The sequence below is a fragment of the Halomicrococcus pelagicus genome (assembly GCF_051917725.1).
Classification (GTDB): Archaea; Halobacteriota; Halobacteria; order Halobacteriales; family Haladaptataceae; genus Halomicrococcus.
This window is the reverse complement of record NZ_JBQBLX010000001.1, coordinates 507920-525528: the sequence shown is the minus strand read 5'-3', so window position 1 is coordinate 525528 and position 17609 is coordinate 507920. Positions and strand designations below refer to the sequence as shown.

18 protein-coding genes and 1 tRNA gene are annotated in these 17609 nt (G+C 63.2%); 5 read left to right on the top strand and 14 right to left on the bottom strand.

The window, feature by feature from the left end:
- Positions 1 to 80: 80 nt before the first annotated feature.
- The 3 genes from ACTF4R_RS02820 to ACTF4R_RS02810 are packed head-to-tail and all read right to left on the bottom strand — an operon-like array spanning position 81 to position 2659.
- A complete protein-coding gene (locus ACTF4R_RS02820; protein ID WP_440006073.1) occupies positions 81 to 1031 on the bottom strand; it encodes a UbiA family prenyltransferase in 951 nt (316 codons plus the stop codon).
- The gene (locus tag ACTF4R_RS02815) at positions 1022 to 1849 is read right to left on the bottom strand and encodes a sugar phosphate isomerase/epimerase family protein (protein WP_440006071.1); all 828 of its coding nucleotides are present in this window, start codon (positions 1847 to 1849) and stop codon (positions 1022 to 1024) included. The genes ACTF4R_RS02820 and ACTF4R_RS02815 overlap by 10 nt, the downstream gene beginning before the upstream one ends.
- 9 nt (positions 1850 to 1858) lie before the next feature.
- The gene (locus ACTF4R_RS02810) at positions 1859 to 2659 is read right to left on the bottom strand and encodes a TatD family hydrolase (RefSeq protein ID WP_440006069.1); all 801 of its coding nucleotides are present in this window, start codon (positions 2657 to 2659) and stop codon (positions 1859 to 1861) included.
- 170 nt (positions 2660 to 2829) lie between these two features.
- On the opposite strand from ACTF4R_RS02810, the gene ACTF4R_RS02805 reads away from it, so the two are divergent.
- From ACTF4R_RS02805 to ACTF4R_RS02795, 3 genes are all read left to right on the top strand, one after another.
- A complete protein-coding gene (locus ACTF4R_RS02805) occupies positions 2830 to 4038 on the top strand; it encodes an inositol-3-phosphate synthase (protein WP_440006068.1) in 1209 nt (402 codons plus the stop codon).
- Positions 4035 to 5435, top strand: a complete 1401-nt coding sequence (locus ACTF4R_RS02800; protein ID WP_440006066.1) for an alkaline phosphatase family protein — start codon at positions 4035 to 4037, stop codon at positions 5433 to 5435. Before ACTF4R_RS02805 ends, ACTF4R_RS02800 begins: the two co-directional genes overlap by 4 nt.
- 126 nt (positions 5436 to 5561) lie before the next feature.
- Complete coding sequence (locus tag ACTF4R_RS02795) at positions 5562 to 6170, top strand: DUF7344 domain-containing protein (RefSeq protein WP_440006064.1); 609 nt, start codon at positions 5562 to 5564, stop codon at positions 6168 to 6170.
- A gap of 87 nt (positions 6171 to 6257) precedes the next feature.
- Here the strand turns inward: ACTF4R_RS02795 and ACTF4R_RS02790 are convergent, their stop codons facing one another.
- The 8 genes from ACTF4R_RS02790 to ACTF4R_RS02755 form a co-directional block, all read right to left on the bottom strand.
- The gene (locus tag ACTF4R_RS02790; RefSeq protein WP_440006062.1) at positions 6258 to 6386 is read right to left on the bottom strand and encodes a hypothetical protein; all 129 of its coding nucleotides are present in this window, start codon (positions 6384 to 6386) and stop codon (positions 6258 to 6260) included.
- 69 nt (positions 6387 to 6455) lie between these two features.
- Positions 6456 to 6559: transfer RNA gene (locus ACTF4R_RS02785), tRNA-Gln, on the bottom strand.
- Positions 6560 to 6637: 78 nt separating this feature from the next.
- Positions 6638 to 7066 (bottom strand): metal-dependent transcriptional regulator, encoded by a 429-nt coding sequence (locus ACTF4R_RS02780; RefSeq protein WP_433624309.1) that lies wholly within the window; start codon positions 7064 to 7066, stop codon positions 6638 to 6640.
- On the bottom strand, positions 7063 to 7563 hold the full coding sequence (locus tag ACTF4R_RS02775) for a ferritin-like domain-containing protein (protein ID WP_440006060.1): 501 nt from the start codon (positions 7561 to 7563) through the stop codon (positions 7063 to 7065). Before ACTF4R_RS02775 ends, ACTF4R_RS02780 begins: the two co-directional genes overlap by 4 nt.
- Positions 7564 to 7565: 2 nt before the next feature.
- Entirely contained in the window at positions 7566 to 8789 is a 1224-nt protein-coding gene (gene sufD, locus ACTF4R_RS02770) for a Fe-S cluster assembly protein SufD (RefSeq protein ID WP_433624305.1), read from the bottom strand.
- The gene (gene sufB / locus ACTF4R_RS02765; RefSeq protein ID WP_113275675.1) at positions 8786 to 10216 is read right to left on the bottom strand and encodes a Fe-S cluster assembly protein SufB; all 1431 of its coding nucleotides are present in this window, start codon (positions 10214 to 10216) and stop codon (positions 8786 to 8788) included. Before sufB ends, sufD begins: the two co-directional genes overlap by 4 nt.
- A 9-nt stretch (positions 10217 to 10225) precedes the next feature.
- Positions 10226 to 11137, bottom strand: a complete 912-nt coding sequence (locus ACTF4R_RS02760; protein ID WP_113275674.1) for an ABC transporter ATP-binding protein — start codon at positions 11135 to 11137, stop codon at positions 10226 to 10228.
- A 399-nt stretch (positions 11138 to 11536) separates the two neighbouring features.
- Positions 11537 to 14254, bottom strand: coding sequence for a DNA-directed DNA polymerase (locus ACTF4R_RS02755; RefSeq protein ID WP_440006057.1), 2718 nt, complete (start codon positions 14252 to 14254; stop codon positions 11537 to 11539).
- A gap of 201 nt (positions 14255 to 14455) precedes the next feature.
- Between ACTF4R_RS02755 and ACTF4R_RS02750 the strand changes: the two genes are divergently transcribed.
- Together ACTF4R_RS02750 and ACTF4R_RS02745 are read left to right on the top strand one after the other, a co-directional pair.
- The gene (locus ACTF4R_RS02750) at positions 14456 to 14725 is read left to right on the top strand and encodes a hypothetical protein (RefSeq protein ID WP_440006055.1); all 270 of its coding nucleotides are present in this window, start codon (positions 14456 to 14458) and stop codon (positions 14723 to 14725) included.
- A gap of 39 nt (positions 14726 to 14764) precedes the next feature.
- A complete protein-coding gene (locus ACTF4R_RS02745; RefSeq protein WP_440006053.1) occupies positions 14765 to 15106 on the top strand; it encodes a ribbon-helix-helix protein in 342 nt (113 codons plus the stop codon).
- Here ACTF4R_RS02745 and ACTF4R_RS02740 read toward each other — a convergent pair.
- The 3 genes from ACTF4R_RS02740 to ACTF4R_RS02730 all read right to left on the bottom strand — a co-directional run bounded on the left by ACTF4R_RS02740 (position 15103) and on the right by ACTF4R_RS02730 (position 17596).
- Positions 15103 to 15477: a DUF7344 domain-containing protein gene (locus tag ACTF4R_RS02740; RefSeq protein ID WP_440006052.1), complete on the bottom strand. Its 375-nt coding sequence runs from the start codon at positions 15475 to 15477 to the stop codon at positions 15103 to 15105. The genes ACTF4R_RS02745 and ACTF4R_RS02740 overlap by 4 nt on opposite strands.
- 75 nt (positions 15478 to 15552) lie before the next feature.
- The gene (locus ACTF4R_RS02735) at positions 15553 to 16224 is read right to left on the bottom strand and encodes a helix-turn-helix domain-containing protein (RefSeq protein WP_440006050.1); all 672 of its coding nucleotides are present in this window, start codon (positions 16222 to 16224) and stop codon (positions 15553 to 15555) included.
- Between the two features lie 40 nt (positions 16225 to 16264).
- Positions 16265 to 17596, bottom strand: a complete 1332-nt coding sequence (locus ACTF4R_RS02730; protein WP_440006048.1) for a class-III pyridoxal-phosphate-dependent aminotransferase — start codon at positions 17594 to 17596, stop codon at positions 16265 to 16267.
- Between the last annotated feature and the right edge of the window lie 13 nt (positions 17597 to 17609).

Below are 17609 nucleotides of genomic sequence, written 5' to 3'. Positions count from 1 at the left end.
TTCGCTCTCGATACACCGTCGGTGATCGTGTCCTCGTTCGAGGGGTGGCGTGGGTCAGTTGCATGTGTTATAGTTCGGTGTCATGATATGTCGAAGAATCGCGAGAGCAGGGTTGCAGGGACGAGGAACGCGACTGCTGTCAGTGTCCAGCCGAGCCCTGCGATGCCTGCGACTGCCGCGTCGAAGACGACGAGCGCCAGCACGCACGTCCCGACCACTGGTCCGACCGTCTCCGGTGACGGGTCTCGGTAGGCACGTCGGAGTGCTCGGCCCGTCACGAGCAGAAACCCGCCGGCGAGCGCGATCGCGACGAGGAGCGCGACCGAGTCGGCATCGAATCCGACGGTTACGAGTAGTGCCACTGCACCCAGTCCTGCGGTAGCCGCGCCGACGCCTGCGACCACCACAGCCCGCCGGTCAACACCGGTCGCCTCCGCGGCGGCCACGTACGTGACGCCGGCGATATACGCGGTGACGACGACTGGAATCGCAAGCGTCCACGAGGGCAACGACGAAAGTGATGCGGTCGTGGCTGTCGTCCCGAGCAGGACGTTCAACCCTCGTGCTATGCCCATCGCGAGAAAGCCCGCCGGTCCGCCTTTCAGAATCCCATCATACACTACGACGGCGAGTGCGACCGCGCCAGCGGCGATGCCGGCATCCGTCCCGGCGATGATGGCGGCGGTGAGGACGGCACCGACGAGGAAGGTAACACCGAGGATGCCAGCGACCGGCCTCGCAACGTGGCCGGCGGGGATTGGCCGTTCCGGTCGCTCGGTCGCGTCGACCGGCGCGTCGAAATAATCGTTGAGGGTGGTCCCGCCAGCGTAGAGTAGCATCGACACGACGGCCACGCCAGTGACGGCTGTAGTCGAGAGGTGTGCGCCGGCGGTAACGGCGAGGGCCGCTCCGGCTATCACGTCGGGGGGTGCGGTGAAGAGATTAGGGACGCGGACCAGCGCGGCGTACGCGGCTGCGGTGTCTCGCACACCGCGCGTACCGGGCTGGGAAAGCGCCACAGTCAGATCCACCCGTGTTCGTCGAGATAGGCGTACGCGTCGCGGGCGGTTTCGGCAGCGGTCTCCTGGTACGGGTAGAGTTCGACGGTGACGAACCCATCGTAGCCCGTGTCCTCGACGGCCTCCAAGAAGCCGTCAATGTTCATCGCACCGTCGCCTAACTGCGTGTGTTCGTGCGTGCGGTCGGCAGGGATATCTTCGAGGTGGTAGTGCGGGGTGGAGCCGCTGAGTTTCTCGACGGCACGGACGGGATCTTCACCGACACAGAAGAGGTGGCCAGCGTCGAAGTTGCAGCCGACCGCCGTGGAGTCGATCCGGTGCGCGATGTCGAGATACTGGTCGGCAGTCTCGATGAGCAAGTCCGGCTCGGGTTCGATCAAAATGTCTACGCCCACCTGTTCAGCCGTCGGGACGACCGTCTGCAGGCTCTCGGTGAACGTCTCGACACCCCACGCGTACGACTTTCCGTCGGGGATGGGTCCGCCCGGTTGGATGGAGATAGAGTCTGCATCGAACGCAGCCGCCAGTTCGAGTGCCTGACGCGTGTAGTCGACGCGTCGCTCGCGGTACTGGGGGTCTGCCTCGATGTACGAAGGGTGTTGGAAGTCCTCCGCCGACATCATGAATGCGTTGCAGTTACTGATGTCGAGCCCAGTGTCGTCGAGTGCGTTCGTGACTGCGGCAATGTCGTCCTCGTCGGTGTCAGAGGGATGGAGGTGGGAGCCGCCGAACAGGAGTTCGACGCCGTCGTACCCGATAGCGGCCAGGGTCTCGATGGTCTCGACGGGGCTGTACTCGTGGAACGCGTTGGCTGAAAAAGCAAATTGCATGGGCAGGTCTCAGCGCTCGTAGTCGAAGTTCGGCGACTGGTCGAAGAACGCGTAGGGATTGTCGAAGACGACCTTGCGAACCTCCTCGCGGTCCCATCCACGGTCGAGCATCTTGTCGCGGGCCTTCGGCACGGCGAGGGGGTCGGAGGGGTCCCAGTCAGCGGCGCTGTTGAGAATCATCTTGTCGGTGCCGTACTCCTCCAGCAGGTCGATGGCCGTCTCGTCTTCTATCTTGCCGGGATAGAGGGTGAATCCGAGCCAGCAGTCGGTCCGAAGCGAGGTGTCGATGGTGTCTTCGGTGTTGTGGTCGATGATGATTCGTTCTTCGGTGACGTCCTCCTCCTGAATCATCTCGACGAGTCGCTCGGTCCCTTCCGGCTTGTTTTCGTGTGGGGTGTGGACGATGACGGGCAGTTCGCGCTCTTCGGCCATCCGGAGTTGCTTGCGGAATGCGTACTCTTCCTCCTCGGTCCCCCGATCGAGACCGATTTCGCCGACGCCGACGACGTTTTCGCGGTCGAGGTACTCGGGGAGCCGTTCCATCACCGTCTCGGCCATCTCCGGATAGTTGGCTTCCTTCGGTTCGAGGGCGATGGTGACGTAGTGGTCCATTCCGGCGGCCCGGTCGGCGCGCTCGGTCTCGAAGTCGATGAGGTGTTCGAAGTAGTCGAAGAACGAGCCCGCGTGTTGCTTGTCGGTTCCGCTCCAGAACGCTGGTTCGATGCAGCAGTCGATGCCTGCCCGTCGGGCGCGTTCGTAGTCGTCACTTGACCGCGATACCATGTGCATGTGGGGGTCGATTACGCGCATCGAGTTTGAAATATTGTAGTTTATACTTTATTATGAATAAGGTAGCTGTGTTATCAGTGCTGATGCCACCCGACATGCGGAAGAAGAACGGTTTCTGCCTCCGCTTTCGGGCGCGAAGTATAATGTTATGTATACGATAATAAAGTTGATAGTTAGGCAAAGTCACACCGATGACACAGACAGGAGTTTGGCTGATTGGAGCACGCGGCAACGTGGCGACCACGACGATGGTCGGCGCATGCGCTCTGGCACGCGACGAGATAGACACGACCGGCCTGGTGACGGCCCGCGACCAGTACTCGCGACTAGCGCTTCCAGCCGTCGACGAGTTCGTTTTCGGCGGCCACGACGTCCGAGAAACCGGACTCCTCGAAACGGCGCAGCGACTCTCTGCAAACGGCGTCCCCGACCCAGCCACCGTCGATGCAGTAGCGGACGATCTCCGCCGTATCGACGACCGAGTCGAGACCGGAACAGCAGTCAACTGTGGCACTGCAGTGGACGACCTCACGGACGAAGAACCGCTCGAAGCCCAACTTGCCATTGGTGACGTCGTCGACCGAATACGAGCCGACTACGCATCGTTCGAACAGGACCACGACCTCACCCGTATGGTAGTGGTCAACGTTGCCTCGACCGAGCCACCACTAGAGGACCCCGATCGCTACGAGACGCGCGAGGCAGTCGAACGCGCAATCGACGACGACGATCGCGATCTCCCTGCGAGCGCGCTGTACGCCTACGCCGCGCTCGTGGACGGCCATCCGTACGTCAACTTCACGCCGAGTACAGGCTCAGCGCTCGGCGGACTCCGGGAACTCGCCCGGGAGCAAAACGTGCCTCACATGGGGCGAGACGCCAAGACAGGAGAAACGCTCGTCAAGTCAGCACTCGCCCCCATGTTCGGCGGACGCAATCTCCACGTCCAGTCGTGGGAAGGTCACAACATCCTCGGCAACGCTGACGGAAAAGTCCTCGAGGACGACCACAACAAGGCAGGGAAACTGGAAAGCAAGGGTGGCGTGCTCAGCTCAATTCTGCCGGACATCGGTCACAATCGGGTGCGTATCGACTACACCCCCTCATTAAACGACTGGAAGACGGCATGGGACTACATTCACTTCGAGGGCTTTCTCAACACCGAGATGACGATGCAGTTCACGTGGGAGGGCTCGGATTCGGCGCTCGCCGCACCGCTCGTGTTGGACCTCGTTCGCCTGCTCGCACACGCCGACGAGCATGACGAGGCAGGGCTCCAGCCGCAGCTCGCGTCGTTTTTCAAGGCCCCACTCGGCGTCGACGAACACGACCTCTCCCGACAGTTCGAACTCCTCGACGAGTATGTCGAACGGCACGCGCCCGAGGTGGTACTCGGATGACCAGGTCTGACCCGCCGAGTACGGCTGGCCGCGTCATCGTCTTAGATATCGTCGGTTTGCAGCGCGACCATCTCGGGACTGGACGTACACCGAATCTGACCGAGTTCTTCAGCGAAGAGTTGACGACTGACCTCCGGCCGCCGTTCCCAGCGGTCACGGTGCCGGTCCAGACGACGCTAGCGACCGGGCAGTCGCCGGAGAGTCACGGCGACGTAGCGAACGGTGAGTACGACCGTGATGCCGATACGGTCGCATTCTGGGAGCGCGATCGTGGTGACCGCACCCACATCTGGGATGCTGTGAGCGATGCTGGAGTGACCACGGGGGTATTGTTCTTTCAGCACCTCATCGGGACAGACGCCGACGTAGCGGTGACACCTTCGCCAATTGAGGACGAGGACAACAACCTACTAGAAATGAATTGTTGGACCAATCCAGATGAGTTCTACGACGAGCTAGAAGCTGAATACGGTCATTTCCCGCTTCATCACTACTGGGGACCAGGAGCCAACGAACGTAGCAGCGAGTGGATTCTGACTGCCGCCCGCGAGGCGATCGAGCGGCACGACCCTGACTTGCTCTGGGTGTACGTTCCCCACCTGGACTACGACGCGCAGCGATACGGCCCGGACACCCCGGAATTCGACGACGCGCTCGAAACGGTCGACAGGACGGTCGGGACGTTCCTCGACTTTCTCCGCGAGGACGACCGCTGGGACGAAACCGTCGTGAATGCTGTCAGCGAGTACGGCTTTCACCGTGTCGATACCCCTGTCTTCCCCAACCGTGCCCTCCGCGACGCTGGCTTTCTCTCGGTCTGTGACGATGGTGACGGCGGCGAAGAGGTGGACCTTCCCCAGTCCGACGCGTTCGCGATGGTCGATCATCAGGTCGCTCACGTGTACATCACTGCTGACGTGCTTCCTGAGGTTCGTGAAATGCTTGCCGGGCTGGAAGGTGTCGAGCAGGTGCTGGATGAATCGGGTAAAGACGACCATCAGGTCGACCATCCAAATACCGGTGAGCTCGTGCTTGTCGCTGACTCGAACGCCTGGTTCCAGTACTATTGGTGGGAGGACCACGATGACGCTCCACAGTACGCGACTGACATGGACATCCACGCGAAACCGGGGTACGACCCGTGCGAATTGTTCGTCGGTGAATCGGGCCTCGTCTCACTCACTCCTTCGAAGATACGTGGATCGCACGGACGAGTCGACGACGAATCGTTGGCCTTCTACGGACTTGGTGGACCCGCTGCGCCGGACAGCTACCTGGACGATTCGATCGATGCACGTGCAGTCGCTCCTACCATCCTCGACCTCCTTGGCATCGAGAGTAGTCCACGGTTAGATTTCGACGCGACTTCGCTGTTCGCTCCGACACGGTCTCCGTGATTTTCCCGCTTTCCTCGCTCACCGCTGACGCGGTTCGCTCAATGATGGAAATCATGTATTCCAAGATTCCACCGATTAAAATATAAGTTACTCTTATATATAGTGTAGTTGTCAGTATAGTCGGACATGCGTCAGACGGGGGTCAACAATGGAACAGCACAATCACTCACTGAGCAACGGGAAAAGGAAAGCCAATCACTCTCGCGTGACGACGCGTTCCACCTGCTCCGAAACCGGCGGCGCCGATACGCACTTCACTATCTGAAGCGCGAAGAGTCCCTCTCCATCGCTGACATCGCCGATCAGGTGGCTGCATGGGAGAACGGAATACCAACGGAAGCAGTCACTTCCACACAACGAAAAAGAGTGTACAACTCGCTTCAGCAGATTCATCTCCCGAAACTCGCGGACCAGGGAATCATCGAGTACAGGCCACGTACCGGCATGGCCGAACTCACTGACGAAGCGGAACAACTCGACGTGTACCTCGAAGTCGTCCCCGATCGCGACATCCCGTGGAGCGAGTATTATCTGGGGTTAGGAGCAGTCTGTTTCGGACTCACTGCCGCGGTCTGGTTCGACGCGACGCTGATTTCGCGACTTCCTGCCGTCGCGTGGATGGCATTCATTTCTGCAGCAGTGTTTTTCTCGGCCACAGTCAACGTCTACTACCAGCGGAATGAGCGCCTCGGCGAACGCGAATGCCCCCCCGAACTACGGGGCGAGACTTGGTGACACGAATCCGACCAGGGGCCATCTTTGCACGGCGGTAGCAGCGACCCGAGACGGCGTCACACTGCGGGCACGGCTTCTGTGCACCCATCAGTGCTCACCCCCGGTGACCTGCTGGGGAGGAAGGAGACACCCGCAGGGAACGACCTCGGCAACGGTGGGGCCGGTAACGACCGCCTGTAGGATGGGGGAGTCGCAGTGTGGGCAGGACTCCGTCATGCGGCGGCACCTCCGGTTGAGAGGTGGCTACCTCAATTAATAAACGTCGGACTATGATAAAAATTAGTATAGTCCCGGGCGGATTCGAACCGCCGTCATGGGCTTGCTCCCGTAACGACTCGTAACCCGTTACGTCCAAAGGCCCATATGATTGGCCGCTACACCACGGGACTTCCGTGGGACGTCACCCGATTCTAACGCGATGAGACACTTGAACGTATCGCAATCGAAAGCCCCGAGAAGGACCCGTACTAGTCGGCTTCGCCTTCTCGGACCAGTTCGGCGCACATGTCGGCCCGGGCGTCGAAGCAGTCCGGGCACTGTGGTTCGCGGTCGATGATCGTGTCGAGTCGCTCCGCGACGGTGTCGTCGATGACGCTCTCGAGCGCCTTCGCCTCGCTCGGGAACTCCTCGACCTCGAGGACGTTGTGGAGGAAGCGCTCGATGATGCAGTAGGTCTGGAGCGCCTCGTGGGCCTGCTCGATACCCTCGTCGGTCAGCGAGACCCCCTTGTACTTCTCGTGGTCGGCGAGGCCACGGTCCTGTAGTTTGCCGATCATCTCGTTGACGCTGGCCGGACTCACGTCGAGCCGGTCGGCCAGTGCGCCGGTCGAGGCTGGCCCGTTCTCCATCTGCTGTACGAGGTAGATCGCCTTCAGATACTGGTCTGCAGTGTTCATTCTCGGGCCTCCATGACCTCGGTCACTTCCTCGACGCCCTCGGCCTCTTCCTCCCGAATCGCTTTCAACGTAGCGAGTAGCTCTTCACGGTCGAGCGCGAACTGCGCGTCGCTGGCTTCGATGGCGTCGATGAGGTCGTCGTAGAACTTGTAGGCCGTCTCCTCGCCGTGGAGCTGGTCGTAGAGGACGCCGTCGAAGTCCTCCGGTCCCGTCTGGGCGTAGGTGGCCTCGACCAGCGACTCTATCTCCTCGAACGGTACCGACTCCGCGTCGAGTTCGTCGACGAGCGTTTCGAGACGCTCGCGGTGCTCCGCGGACTCCTCGCGCGCTTCCGTCAGTAGTTCGCGGACGTCCTCGCGCAGTTCGTCGCGCTCCGCCGAAGAAAGTGACTCGTAGTGGCGGGCGGCCCGCGCCTCGACGACCTCTTCGAGCACCACGCCTATCTGGAGCAGGCGGGCGAGTTGGCGGTTCGACGAGACGCGTTCGCCGACCGACATCCTCAGGCCCGCAGTCGTTCGCCGATCTTCGTCTCCAGGTCCTCTTCGAGTTCCTCGACCTCGACTTCCTCGAGGACGGGGACGAAGAACCCTTCGACGAGCATGTTTCTCGCGCTCTCGTCGTCGACGCCCCGGGAGGTCATGTAGAACAGGTCCTCCGAGTCGATCTGGCCGACGGTCGCGGAGTGGCTGGCTTCGGTGTCGTGGTTGTTGATGATGAGCTTGGGGGAGGCGTCGGCCTCGCTGCCGTCGCTCAGCATCAGCGTGTTCTCGCGCTGGTAGGAGCTGGTGTCCCACGCGTCGCTGCCGACGTCCTGGACGCCCTCGTACACGGAACGGGCGGTGTCGTCGAGGACGCCTCGGGTGATGAGGTCGGCGGTCGTGTGGGCAGCGTTGTGCCACACGCGCGCGGCGATGTCGAAGTGCTGGTCGTCGTGGCCGAAGAACGCGCCAACGGTCTTGGTCTCGGACGACTCGCCGTCGAGTTCGGTCTCGACGCTCGACTTCGTGAGCCGCGAGCCGAGGTTGCCCTCGATCCAGTTGACCGTTGCGTAGTCGTCGGCGCTACCGCGCTTGAGCGTGTAGTTGTACGTCTCGTCGTCGAGTTCCTGCAGGGAGCCGTACTGGACGTGGCTGTTCTCGCCCGCGACGACTTCGACGAGGCCGCTGTAGTAGCGCTCTCCCTCGACTCCGGCGGCTTCGCTTTCGCCGGTCGACTGCCGTTCGAGGATGGTCACCGAACTCGACCGTTCGGTGACGACGAGCGTGTAGTTGAAAAGCGACTGGCTGTTCATCGTCGTCCGGATGGTGACGTCCTCCGCGTCGACGCCCTCCGGGACGTAGACGACCGTCCCAGTGCTGAAGAGCGCGGTCGACAGCGCCGTCAGGTAGTTCTCCTGCGGGTCGACGACCGAGCCGAAGTGCTCGCGAACGAGGTCTTCGTGCTCGTCGACGGCGTCCGCGATGGACAGCACCTCGGCCTCGTCGGGGCCGACCTGGTCTTTCTCCTCGGCCGCGTTCAACGGATCGACGAAGCTCTCGAAGTCGAGCGCGTGGAGGTTCGTCCAGTCGCGGCCCGGCGTCCGGATGACGTCGGGCATGTCGAGTTCCTCGAGCGCCGCCAGCGCGTCCAGTCGCGTCTCCAGCAGCCATTCCGGCTCGTCGAGTTCGTCGGAGATCTGGCGGACGGTCTCTTCGGAGATGGAGCGATGCACCTGCGTGCTCATCCGAGGCTCCCCTCCATTTCGAGTTCGATGAGGCGGTTCAGTTCGACCGCGTACTCGATGGGCAGTTCCTCCGTGATGGGCTCGATGAACCCGGAGACGATCATCTGCTTCGCGTCGTCGTCGTCGAGACCGCGACTCTGGAGGTAGAACACGTCCTCGTCGCCGATCTTCCCGACGGTCGCCTCGTGGGCGACGTCGACGCGGTCCTCGTTGATCTCCATGTACGGCATGGTGTCCGACGTGCTCTCGTTGTCGAACATCAGCGCGTCACACTCGACGCTGGTCGAGGAGTCCACCGCACCGTCGCTGATGTGGACGAGACCGCGGTAGTTGGTGCGGCCGCCGTCCTTGCTGATGGACTTGGACTCGATGGTGGAGTTCGTCTTCGGCGCGTTGTGGTACACCTTCGCGCCGGTGTCGATGTTCTGGCCCTCGCCCGCGAACGCGATGGTGATGTTGTTCGTGGACGCGCCGCGACCCTTCAGCACGGAGCAGGGGTACAGCATGGTGGCCTTCGACCCCATGCTGCCCGAGACCCACTCCATGCGGCCGCCGGCCTCGACGAGCGCGCGCTTGGTGTTGAGGTTGTAGGTGTTCTTCGACCAGTTCTGCACGGTCGAGTACTGGACGTGGGCGTCCTCGCCGACGAACACCTCGACGCCGCCGGAGTGGAGGTTGTGGCTGCCGTACTTCGGCGCGGAACAGCCCTCGATGTAGTGGACCTCGCTCCCCTCTTCGGCGATGATGAGGGTGTGCTCGAACTGGCCCATGCCCTCGGAGTTCATCCGGAAGTACGCCTGCACGGGCATCTCGACGGTGACGTCCTCGGGCACGTAGACGAACGACCCGCCGGACCACACCGCGCCGTGAAGCGCCGCGAACTTGTTGTCCGACGGCGGCACGCAGGAGGTCATGAAGTACTCCTTCACGAGGTCTTCGTGCTCCTGGACGGCCTCGTCCATGTTGCAGAAGACCACGCCTTTCTCCTCCCACTGCTCCTGCATGTTCTGGTAGACGACCTCGGACTCGTACTGGGCGCCGACGCCGGAGAGTGCCTTCCGTTCGGCCTCCGGGATGCCCAGTTTCTCGAACGTGTCCTGGATGTCCTCGGGGAGGTCGTCCCAGCTGTCCGCTCCCTCGCGCTTGTCGACGTCGGGACGGATGTAGGGGACGATCTCCTCGATGTCCAGTTCCGTGAGGTCGGGCTGGCCGGGCCAGTCCGTCGGCAGGGGCATGTTCTGGTAGTGCTCCAGCGCGCGAAGGCGGCGCTCGAGCATCCATTCGGGTTCGTCCTTGTCCTCACTGATGAGGCGGACGACCTCTTCGGTCAGTCCCTTGTCGGACCTGACCGCGGCCTGTTCTTCTTTCTTGAACGCGAATCGTTCCTCGGTGTCTGTCTCTTTGAGATGATCCTGGTCGGAGCTCATGATATCACTTTATGCGGTCTGGTAGACTTCGTCGCGCACCCAGTCGTAACCCTTGTCCTCGAGCTTCTCGGCGAGTTCGGCACCGCCGCTCATGGCGACCTCACCGTCGAGCATCACGTGGACGTGGTCGGGTTCGACGTAGTCGAGGATGCGCTGGTAGTGCGTGATCTGAAGGATGCCGGTCCCCTGCTCGTCGCGCAGGGCGTTGATGCCTTTCGAGACGTCCTGCAGGCGGTCGATGTCGAGACCGGAGTCGATCTCGTCGAGCACCGCGATGGACGGTTCGAGAATCGCGGCCTGCAGCACCTCGTTCTGTTTCTTCTCCCCGCCGGAGAAGCCGGCGTTCAGATAGCGCTGGGCGAACTTCTCGTCCATGTCGAGCTGTTCCATCTTCTCCTGGAGGATCTGCTGGAACTCGGCGACGCCGACCTCGCCCTCGTCGGCGGGACCTTCCATCGGGCTCGTCTCGTAGCCCTCGTCGTCTTCTTCCTCGTCCGCTTCGGCGGCCTCGTCTTCGTCCTCGAACAGCTCTTCGCGCTCTTCGAGCTTGGCGTTGAGCGCGGTCCGGAGGAAGTTCGCCATCGTGACCCCCTCTATCTCTGCGGGGTACTGGAAGCCGAGGAAGACGCCGAGCGCCGCGCGCTCGTTCGGCTCCATCTCCAGCAGATTCCAGGTTCGCTTGTCCTCCGGAATCTCGTCGTCGAAGTCCTCGTCGTCGAGGTGGACGAGTACCTCCCCTTCTGTTACTTCGTAGGCGGGATGGCCGGCGACGATCTTCGCCGTCGTCGACTTCCCGCTTCCGTTCGGTCCCATCAGCGCGTGAATCTCGCCCGAGCGGACCTCCAGGTCCACTCCGTTGAGAATCTTCTCGTCTTCCTCCACGACCTCCGCGTGGACGTTTTTGAGTTCCAGTGTTGCCATCGTTAGGTTCACCTAAGTCGTTTTGATGAAGGGGCGGTCGTCCCATAACAGTTTCGCAAGCGTCTGCAATCGGTTTCCAGAACGGGAAAATTCTTTTCCGAAGGGTGAAATCCGGCGTGGTACCATCACTCCCGGCAAACCCGTTCGAGGCAGTCAGAGGCGGCTTCACGGTCCCGCCCTGAACCCCTCCCGTTCCCCTTCTCCGGCCCGGAATCGACCGGTTTCCTGTTCTCCGAGTTCCTCCCGTGCTCGAGTACCTCACTCCGTCTTCGTTCGTATTCTGTACGTAATACTTTCGCGCGCGAAGACAAAGGGACGGACCGACCTCCCGTGAAATGGCCCGGGCTGACCTGGCCGGAAACGCCACGCACCGACCTCACCGGAGATGGGCCGGAGCGCTCACGTGAAACTGCCCAGGCCGGTCTGCTCCTGGCCGCTCTTTACCTCCTCCCAGGAGATGTCGAGCGCTTCCAGCACGCGGGCAATCGGGCCCCTGAGCGTCTTCTCGAGCATCTTGTCCCAGTCGATTTCGAACTCGTCGGGAATCTGGTCCGCGTACTCGAAGCAGATGACGTCCGGGTCCTTCTTGAACTCGCGGTACAGGGGGTCGGCCTGCGGGTCGAAGTCCCGTTCGCTCTCCACCCGCTCGAAGAAGGAGGGGTGGACCTTCTTCAGGTAGAGACGCTTCGGCTTGCTCCCGCGCTGGATGTTCGTCCCCAGCAGGAGGTTGGCGTACTTCGCGCCCCGGACCTGCGCGGTGTCGGTGTCGTAGTCGTCGAGGCGCTTGCCGATGCCGCCCGGGACCGCGACGTCGTCCAGGTCGACGTTTCCGGCCTGGAAGTCCTCGATGATGTCGTGGACGTACTCTTTCACGTCGTCCAGGTCCTCGCCGGTGACGATCATCTCGATGACGTCGCGCTGGACCTCCTTCGTGATAGGTGCGATGTCGCTGCGCTTGTACTCGAAGCCCGTGATGTCGATGTCGTCGACGTCCTTGCCCTCCTTCCAGACGATGTGGCCCGCGTAGCGTTTCTTCTTGCCCGCCTGGAAGAACCGCCGGTAGAGCTTCTCGAACTCGATCTGGAAGCGGTGCTCGTCAGCGTTCAGGTCCTCCCGGGCGAACTCGTCGTACCGGTCGTTGATGTGGTCCTCTATCTCGAACGACTGCTCGATGGCCTCCTCCTTCGAGAACTCGCTCCCCAGTTCGAGCATGACCGAGTCGGTGTCGCCGTACGCCACGTCGTACCCCACTTCGCGGGCCGCCGTCTCGGTGAACTCGATGACCTCCCGTCCGGTCGCGGTGATGGCCGCTCCCATCTCCTTGTCGTAGAGGCGGAATCGTTCCCAGCCCAGGACGCCGTAGAGGCTGTTCATGATGACCTTCACCGCCGCCTGCTGTCGGTCGAATATCTCGTACTCCGCGGTCTCCGGTTCGTGCTCGTTCCGGAGCGCCTTCTTCTCCTCGCGCTCGGAGAGCGTCTCGTCGATTATCTCCCGGATGATGCCGTTCCGGTCCTTCCGGAAGTGGGTCCCGTTCGGCGCGCGGTAGGTGTCGCCGTCGTACTCGTCGGGGTCGACCTTCGTCTCCGGACTGGCGTTGATCGTCGCCATCGACATCGGGTACAGCGACTTCAGGTCGAGGACGGTGACGTTCTCTCTGACTCCCGTGATGGGGTCGAACACCGCACCGCCCTCGTAATCCTCGCTGTCGACCTGGCCCTTCGACGGGAGCGCGAACTCGCCGTGGGCCTTGTGGAGGACGTAGACGTCCACCGCGTCGCCGGGCGTCGTCGCGTCCTCCAGCTTGCAGCCGACGAAGGCGGCGACCTCCTCCCAGAACGCGACTATCTCCTGTTTGCGGTCGAGTTCGACGCAGATCTCGACGTCCCTGACGTTGTACTCCAGCAGGCGCTCGGGGTCCTGCTCCCAGAGGTCGCCGATGTCGCCGGGATACCGCTCCTTGCCGACGCCGAGTTCCGTCTCCCCGACAGCGTCGAGGCGGTACGATTCGAGTTCGCTGAACTGCGTGCGCTTGTAGGCGTACAGCAGGTCGAAGACCACCCGGCCCTTGACGGTGGGACCGCCCCAGTCGCTGCGCCACACCTCGTCCACGCGCGAGAGGCGGTCGGAGTCGAGGTCGTGGTCGTGGTGCCGACCGGCGAGTTCGTCGAGGCGGTCGATGAGGTACGGCATGTCGAAGTCGTCGACGTTCCAGCCGGTGAACAGGTCGGGGTCGGTCGCGTCGAGGTAGTCGAGGTACGCCGCGAGCATCGCCTCCTCCTCGTCGAAGACGCGGACGTCTATCGCCGAACCCTCCTGGAGCGGGTCGTAGTCGGCGAGTTCCTCGGGCGCGACGTCCGTGGCCTCGGGCGCGTCGTAGAGCCAGGCGACGTACTCGTCGCTGTAGTTGTCGTGGCTCGTGAGACAGATTATCGGCTCCTCGCCCTCCTCGGGGAACCCCGAGCGGTCGTCGACCTCGAGGTCGAACGTGTGAACGCGGAGGTCCGCCTCGACGTCCGCGGGCGCTACTTCCTCGTGTCGGACGACGAGGTCACCGTCCTCGCGGCGACGCTCCGGGAGGCGCACGCCGCTGTTGATGTCCTTGTCGATGAGAAAGCGGTTGGGGAAGAGGATGTCCGCCTCGTAGTGGTCGAACTGGTCGCGGATGTTCCCGACGTCGCGCGGCGTCTGGCCGAATATCTTCGTCAGCCGCTGCCCGCGGATGCTCCGGTAGGGGTCGCCGTCGTCGTCGTCGGTCTCCTCGTAGCCCGTGATGCGGTCGTCGTCGAGTTTGTCGTCGTCCAGCGTGTCGGTCGGCGCGTAGAAGTACGGCCGGAAGCCGACGACGCGGACGTGTTCGAGGTCGTCGTCGCGCGTGCGGCCGAAGACGTGGACGATGGGCGTCTCGTCGCCGTTGCTGCCCTCGACGGTGTAGTCGACCTGGGTCACCGCGAGTTCGAGCGTGCCTTGCGCGTCGGGGAGCCAGTCGGTGTCGACGTCGACGTGTGCGTGGGCGTCGGCCGTCTGGCCGTCCCGGCCCGCGATGGCTCGCGCCTCCTCGGCGGGGCGCTCGTCGGCGTCCCCTTCCCCGAAGTCGTCGAGCCCGGATTGAGTCATGTCGGTGATTTTGGCGCTTCCCGATAAAAACCTCCCGCTCGAGACGGGCGAGCGACGGGAGCGTCGAACACCTCGTCGGACAGGGAGGTGGCCCTCGTGCGACCGGCGACCCCCGAGCACGCCGCCCCGCAAGCGTGAACCAATAGCACGGCCGCGGGCAACATGAACGCTTATACCATCATCGTGGTAACTTCCGGGAACATGCGCGTGCGGCCCTCCACGCTGTTACTCGTCGGCGTCGTTATTCTCGTCGCCCCCCTCGCTTCGCTCGTTTTCGCACGAAGTCCGCTCGTCTGGTTCGTCCTCGGTTGTGGGTTCGTCCTCGCCGGCATCGGAACGGCGCTCCACCGACGCGACACCGACGACGCCGCACTTTCGCGAGACACCGACCAGTACATCGTCTGTCCGCACTGCGACACGCGAAACTACGTCAGCCGCGACGCCTGCCGGGTGTGTGAACGCGAGTTCTAGAGCGAAAGCGGTATCCGGTCGTCGCCCGACGTCTGGGGCATGAGCCTGGACGACCTGAACGACGACGTGGAGGCTGCGTACGCGGATCTCGACGACGAACTGTCGGTCGAACTCGACCGGCAGACGAGAAACGAACTCGCGATGCTCGGGGCCGCCCTCGACGTCGACGACACCGACGAACTCGTTCGACGCGCGGTCCACATGCTGTTCCAGTCGACCGTCGACACCGGCAACCTCGACTTCCACCTCCGCAGCACCTACGACGTGACCTACGACGAGTACCTCTCGGGGATGACCTACGAGGAGATGGCCGGCGGCGTGAACGCGACGGGAGCCTCGACGGGCCTGGACGGCGACGACAACCGACGCTACCAGTTCTAATCGAGGTCGACGGCGAGCGAAATCGCTTCGCCGCCCCGACGCCACTCGACGAATCCGGCGTCGACCAGTTTCGGCACGTGGGTGTGGTGGAGCGACGCCGCCGCCAGTTCGACGCTCGGACACGAATCGTCGTCGTCCGCGACCGCTCCGGCGAGTTCCGCTACGGTGGCCCGACCGTCCCCCTCGCGTAACTTCCGGAGGACGATTCGCCGCCGCTGCTCCGCCAGCACGTCGAGGATTCCCTCGGGCACGTCGAGCAGCGCGTCGAGGCCGACCGCCTCCCCGTTGGCGACCCACTCGGAGAGTTCGTGTTCGCCGTCGGAACCGTCGCTCGGTCGCACTCCGGCGTTCGAGTTGTGGTCAACTTTCACATGTGAAAGCAGTAACTCTCGGGGGGTATCTACGGTGCCTGTTTTTACAACCGTTTTTTGAGGGCTCGGTAGGAATCACGCCAGCGTATCGCCGTCGGCTTCGGACAGCGCCGTGCGCATTACGGTCTGCTCGCCGCGTCGCAGACGTTCCGACATCGCCTGTTGAGTGATGTCGAGTTCGTCGGCGAGTTCGTCCAGCGTGACCTCCCGCGGCACGTCGAAGTAGCCGCGCTCGACGGCCATCACGAGCGCCTCTCGTTGCTCGTCGGTCAGGTCGAACTCGTACGACTCGTCGTGCGTGGCGCTCTCGGTGCTGACCCGGTCGAGTCGGTAATCGAGGCCGTGTTCGTCGCAGTAGGTGTCGAACACCGACAGGTCGCCGTGGTCCGCGAACCGGAGCCGGAAGTACCACTCGTCGTTGCCCCGCGCCTCGAGAATCGTCGCACCGGACTCCGCGATGCCCTGCACGAGACTCTCGACCGCTTTGCCCCACTTCGCGCGGTACAGTACCCGATCGTCGAGCCGGTCGAGCGCGACGAGGTCGTTCACTTCCTCCGTCTCGGAGACGTGACGCTCGAACTCCTCGAAGGCCGACGGATCGTCGGAGATGACCCAGAAGAACGGCAGGACGTCGGGAGAGGCCGGGACGACTCGTTCGAGTTCGACGCGAGTCCGGCCCGGTATTCCCAGGGCGGTCCCGAGCAGGAACTCCTGGCTCGAGATGGTAAGTTCCACGATGACGCTCATCGCGTGCGTTTCGTTCCCGAAACGTAAACGTATCTCGCCCCTACGCGACGTCCTCGATGGCGTCGAACAGCAGGTCCATACCGAGGTCGATTTCGCGCTCGGTCACGTCGAGCGGCGGGAGTACGCGCAGCGTCTTGTAGCCACAACCCAGCGTGAGCAGGCCCCGTTTCAGCGCCGCCTCGACGACGGCCTCGCGACGCTCTTTGGTGTCGAACTCCAGCGCAATCAGCAGGCCGCGACCCCGCACGTCGACGACGTTCGCAGGGTCGGCGTCCGCAATCCTCTCGCGGGCCTGCCGGCCCCGTTCGACGGCGTTGCCGAGCAGGTCGTGTTCCTCGATGGCGTCGAGGGTGAGCGCTCCCTGGAGCGACGAAACGACGTCGCCCGCTCCCCACGTCGAGGAGAGCCGTCCCGTCTCCTCGGGGAACACGTCCGACCGCGAGATGGTCGCGCCGACGCGGAGTCCCTTGGCGCTCGTGATGACGTCCGGTTCGAGGTCGAGGTGGTCGACGCCCCACATCTCGCCCGTCCGGCCCATACCGGCCTGTATCTCGTCGACGACGACGTTCACGTCGAAGCGCTCCCGGATGTCGGCGAGGTCCCGGACGAACTCCTCGTTCGGGACGCGGTAGCCCCCCTCGCCCTGGACCGATTCGAGGATGAGGAACGCGACCTCCTCGGGGTCGATGACGCCCTGTTCGGGGTCGAGTTTGTCCGCGATGGGGTTGCCGCCCGGCCCGTTGGTCTTCCAACCGCACTCGCAGACGTCGTCGCAGGAGCAGTAGGGGACGCTGACGACGCCGGGAATCTCGGGATACCCCTTCCGATGAGCGCGCTTCGAGCGGTTGAGCGAGAGCGCGCCGAGCGTGCGACCGTGGAACGCGCCGTCGAACGTGAACGCCCGGTGGCCGCCGCTCTGGTAACAGATCTTGATGGCGTTCTCGACGGCCTCCGCGCCCGAGTTGCTGAGGAAGACGGTGTCCATGTCGTACTGGCTCGTCACGTCGGTCAGCCGGTCCATCAACTGGGCTGGACCGGGAAACTCGGGGTCTTCGGGCGGCCAGCCGCCCGACGTGTAGAAGTCCTGGCCGGCTATCTTGGTGGGGTCGACGAGGTCGAACTCGCGGAGTTTGTCGACTATCTTCGGGTTGTTGTACCCCAGCGGTGCGGAGGCGACGTGACTCGTGAAGTCCATGAGGACGTTGCCGTCCACGTCCGTACAGAACGGGCCTTCGGCCTCGTCGGTGATGTCCCAGACGAACTCGTAGACGTAGGTGCTCGGAGCGGAGAACTGGTGATGGTACTCGACCCATCGCTTTGCTTTCTCGCTCGGTATCTCTCGGACCTGGGGCTCTGCGGAATGTCGGTCCATGCACCGCCGTACG

Bases quoted from the DNA above. Each gene is read 5' to 3' on its own strand.
- ACTF4R_RS02815 (WP_440006071.1), bottom strand. From the start codon at position 1,849: ATGCAATTTGCTTTTTCAGCCAACGCGTTCCACGAGTACAGCCCCGTC.
- ACTF4R_RS02810 (WP_440006069.1), bottom strand. From the start codon at position 2,659: ATGCGCGTAATCGACCCCCACATGCACATGGTATCGCGGTCAAGTGAC.
- ACTF4R_RS02805 (WP_440006068.1), top strand. From the start codon at position 2,830: ATGACACAGACAGGAGTTTGGCTGATTGGAGCACGCGGCAACGTGGCG.
- ACTF4R_RS02800 (WP_440006066.1), top strand. From the start codon at position 4,035: ATGACCAGGTCTGACCCGCCGAGTACGGCTGGCCGCGTCATCGTCTTA.
- ACTF4R_RS02795 (WP_440006064.1), top strand. From the start codon at position 5,562: ATGCGTCAGACGGGGGTCAACAATGGAACAGCACAATCACTCACTGAG.
- ACTF4R_RS02790 (WP_440006062.1), bottom strand. From the start codon at position 6,386: ATGACGGAGTCCTGCCCACACTGCGACTCCCCCATCCTACAGGCGGTC.
- ACTF4R_RS02780 (WP_433624309.1), bottom strand. From the start codon at position 7,066: ATGAACACTGCAGACCAGTATCTGAAGGCGATCTACCTCGTACAGCAG.
- ACTF4R_RS02775 (WP_440006060.1), bottom strand. From the start codon at position 7,563: ATGTCGGTCGGCGAACGCGTCTCGTCGAACCGCCAACTCGCCCGCCTG.
- sufD (WP_433624305.1), bottom strand. From the start codon at position 8,789: ATGAGCACGCAGGTGCATCGCTCCATCTCCGAAGAGACCGTCCGCCAG.
- sufB (WP_113275675.1), bottom strand. From the start codon at position 10,216: ATGAGCTCCGACCAGGATCATCTCAAAGAGACAGACACCGAGGAACGA.
- ACTF4R_RS02760 (WP_113275674.1), bottom strand. From the start codon at position 11,137: ATGGCAACACTGGAACTCAAAAACGTCCACGCGGAGGTCGTGGAGGAA.
- ACTF4R_RS02755 (WP_440006057.1), bottom strand. From the start codon at position 14,254: ATGACTCAATCCGGGCTCGACGACTTCGGGGAAGGGGACGCCGACGAG.
- ACTF4R_RS02750 (WP_440006055.1), top strand. From the start codon at position 14,456: ATGCGCGTGCGGCCCTCCACGCTGTTACTCGTCGGCGTCGTTATTCTC.
- ACTF4R_RS02745 (WP_440006053.1), top strand. From the start codon at position 14,765: ATGAGCCTGGACGACCTGAACGACGACGTGGAGGCTGCGTACGCGGAT.
- ACTF4R_RS02735 (WP_440006050.1), bottom strand. From the start codon at position 16,224: ATGAGCGTCATCGTGGAACTTACCATCTCGAGCCAGGAGTTCCTGCTC.
- ACTF4R_RS02730 (WP_440006048.1), bottom strand. From the start codon at position 17,596: ATGGACCGACATTCCGCAGAGCCCCAGGTCCGAGAGATACCGAGCGAG.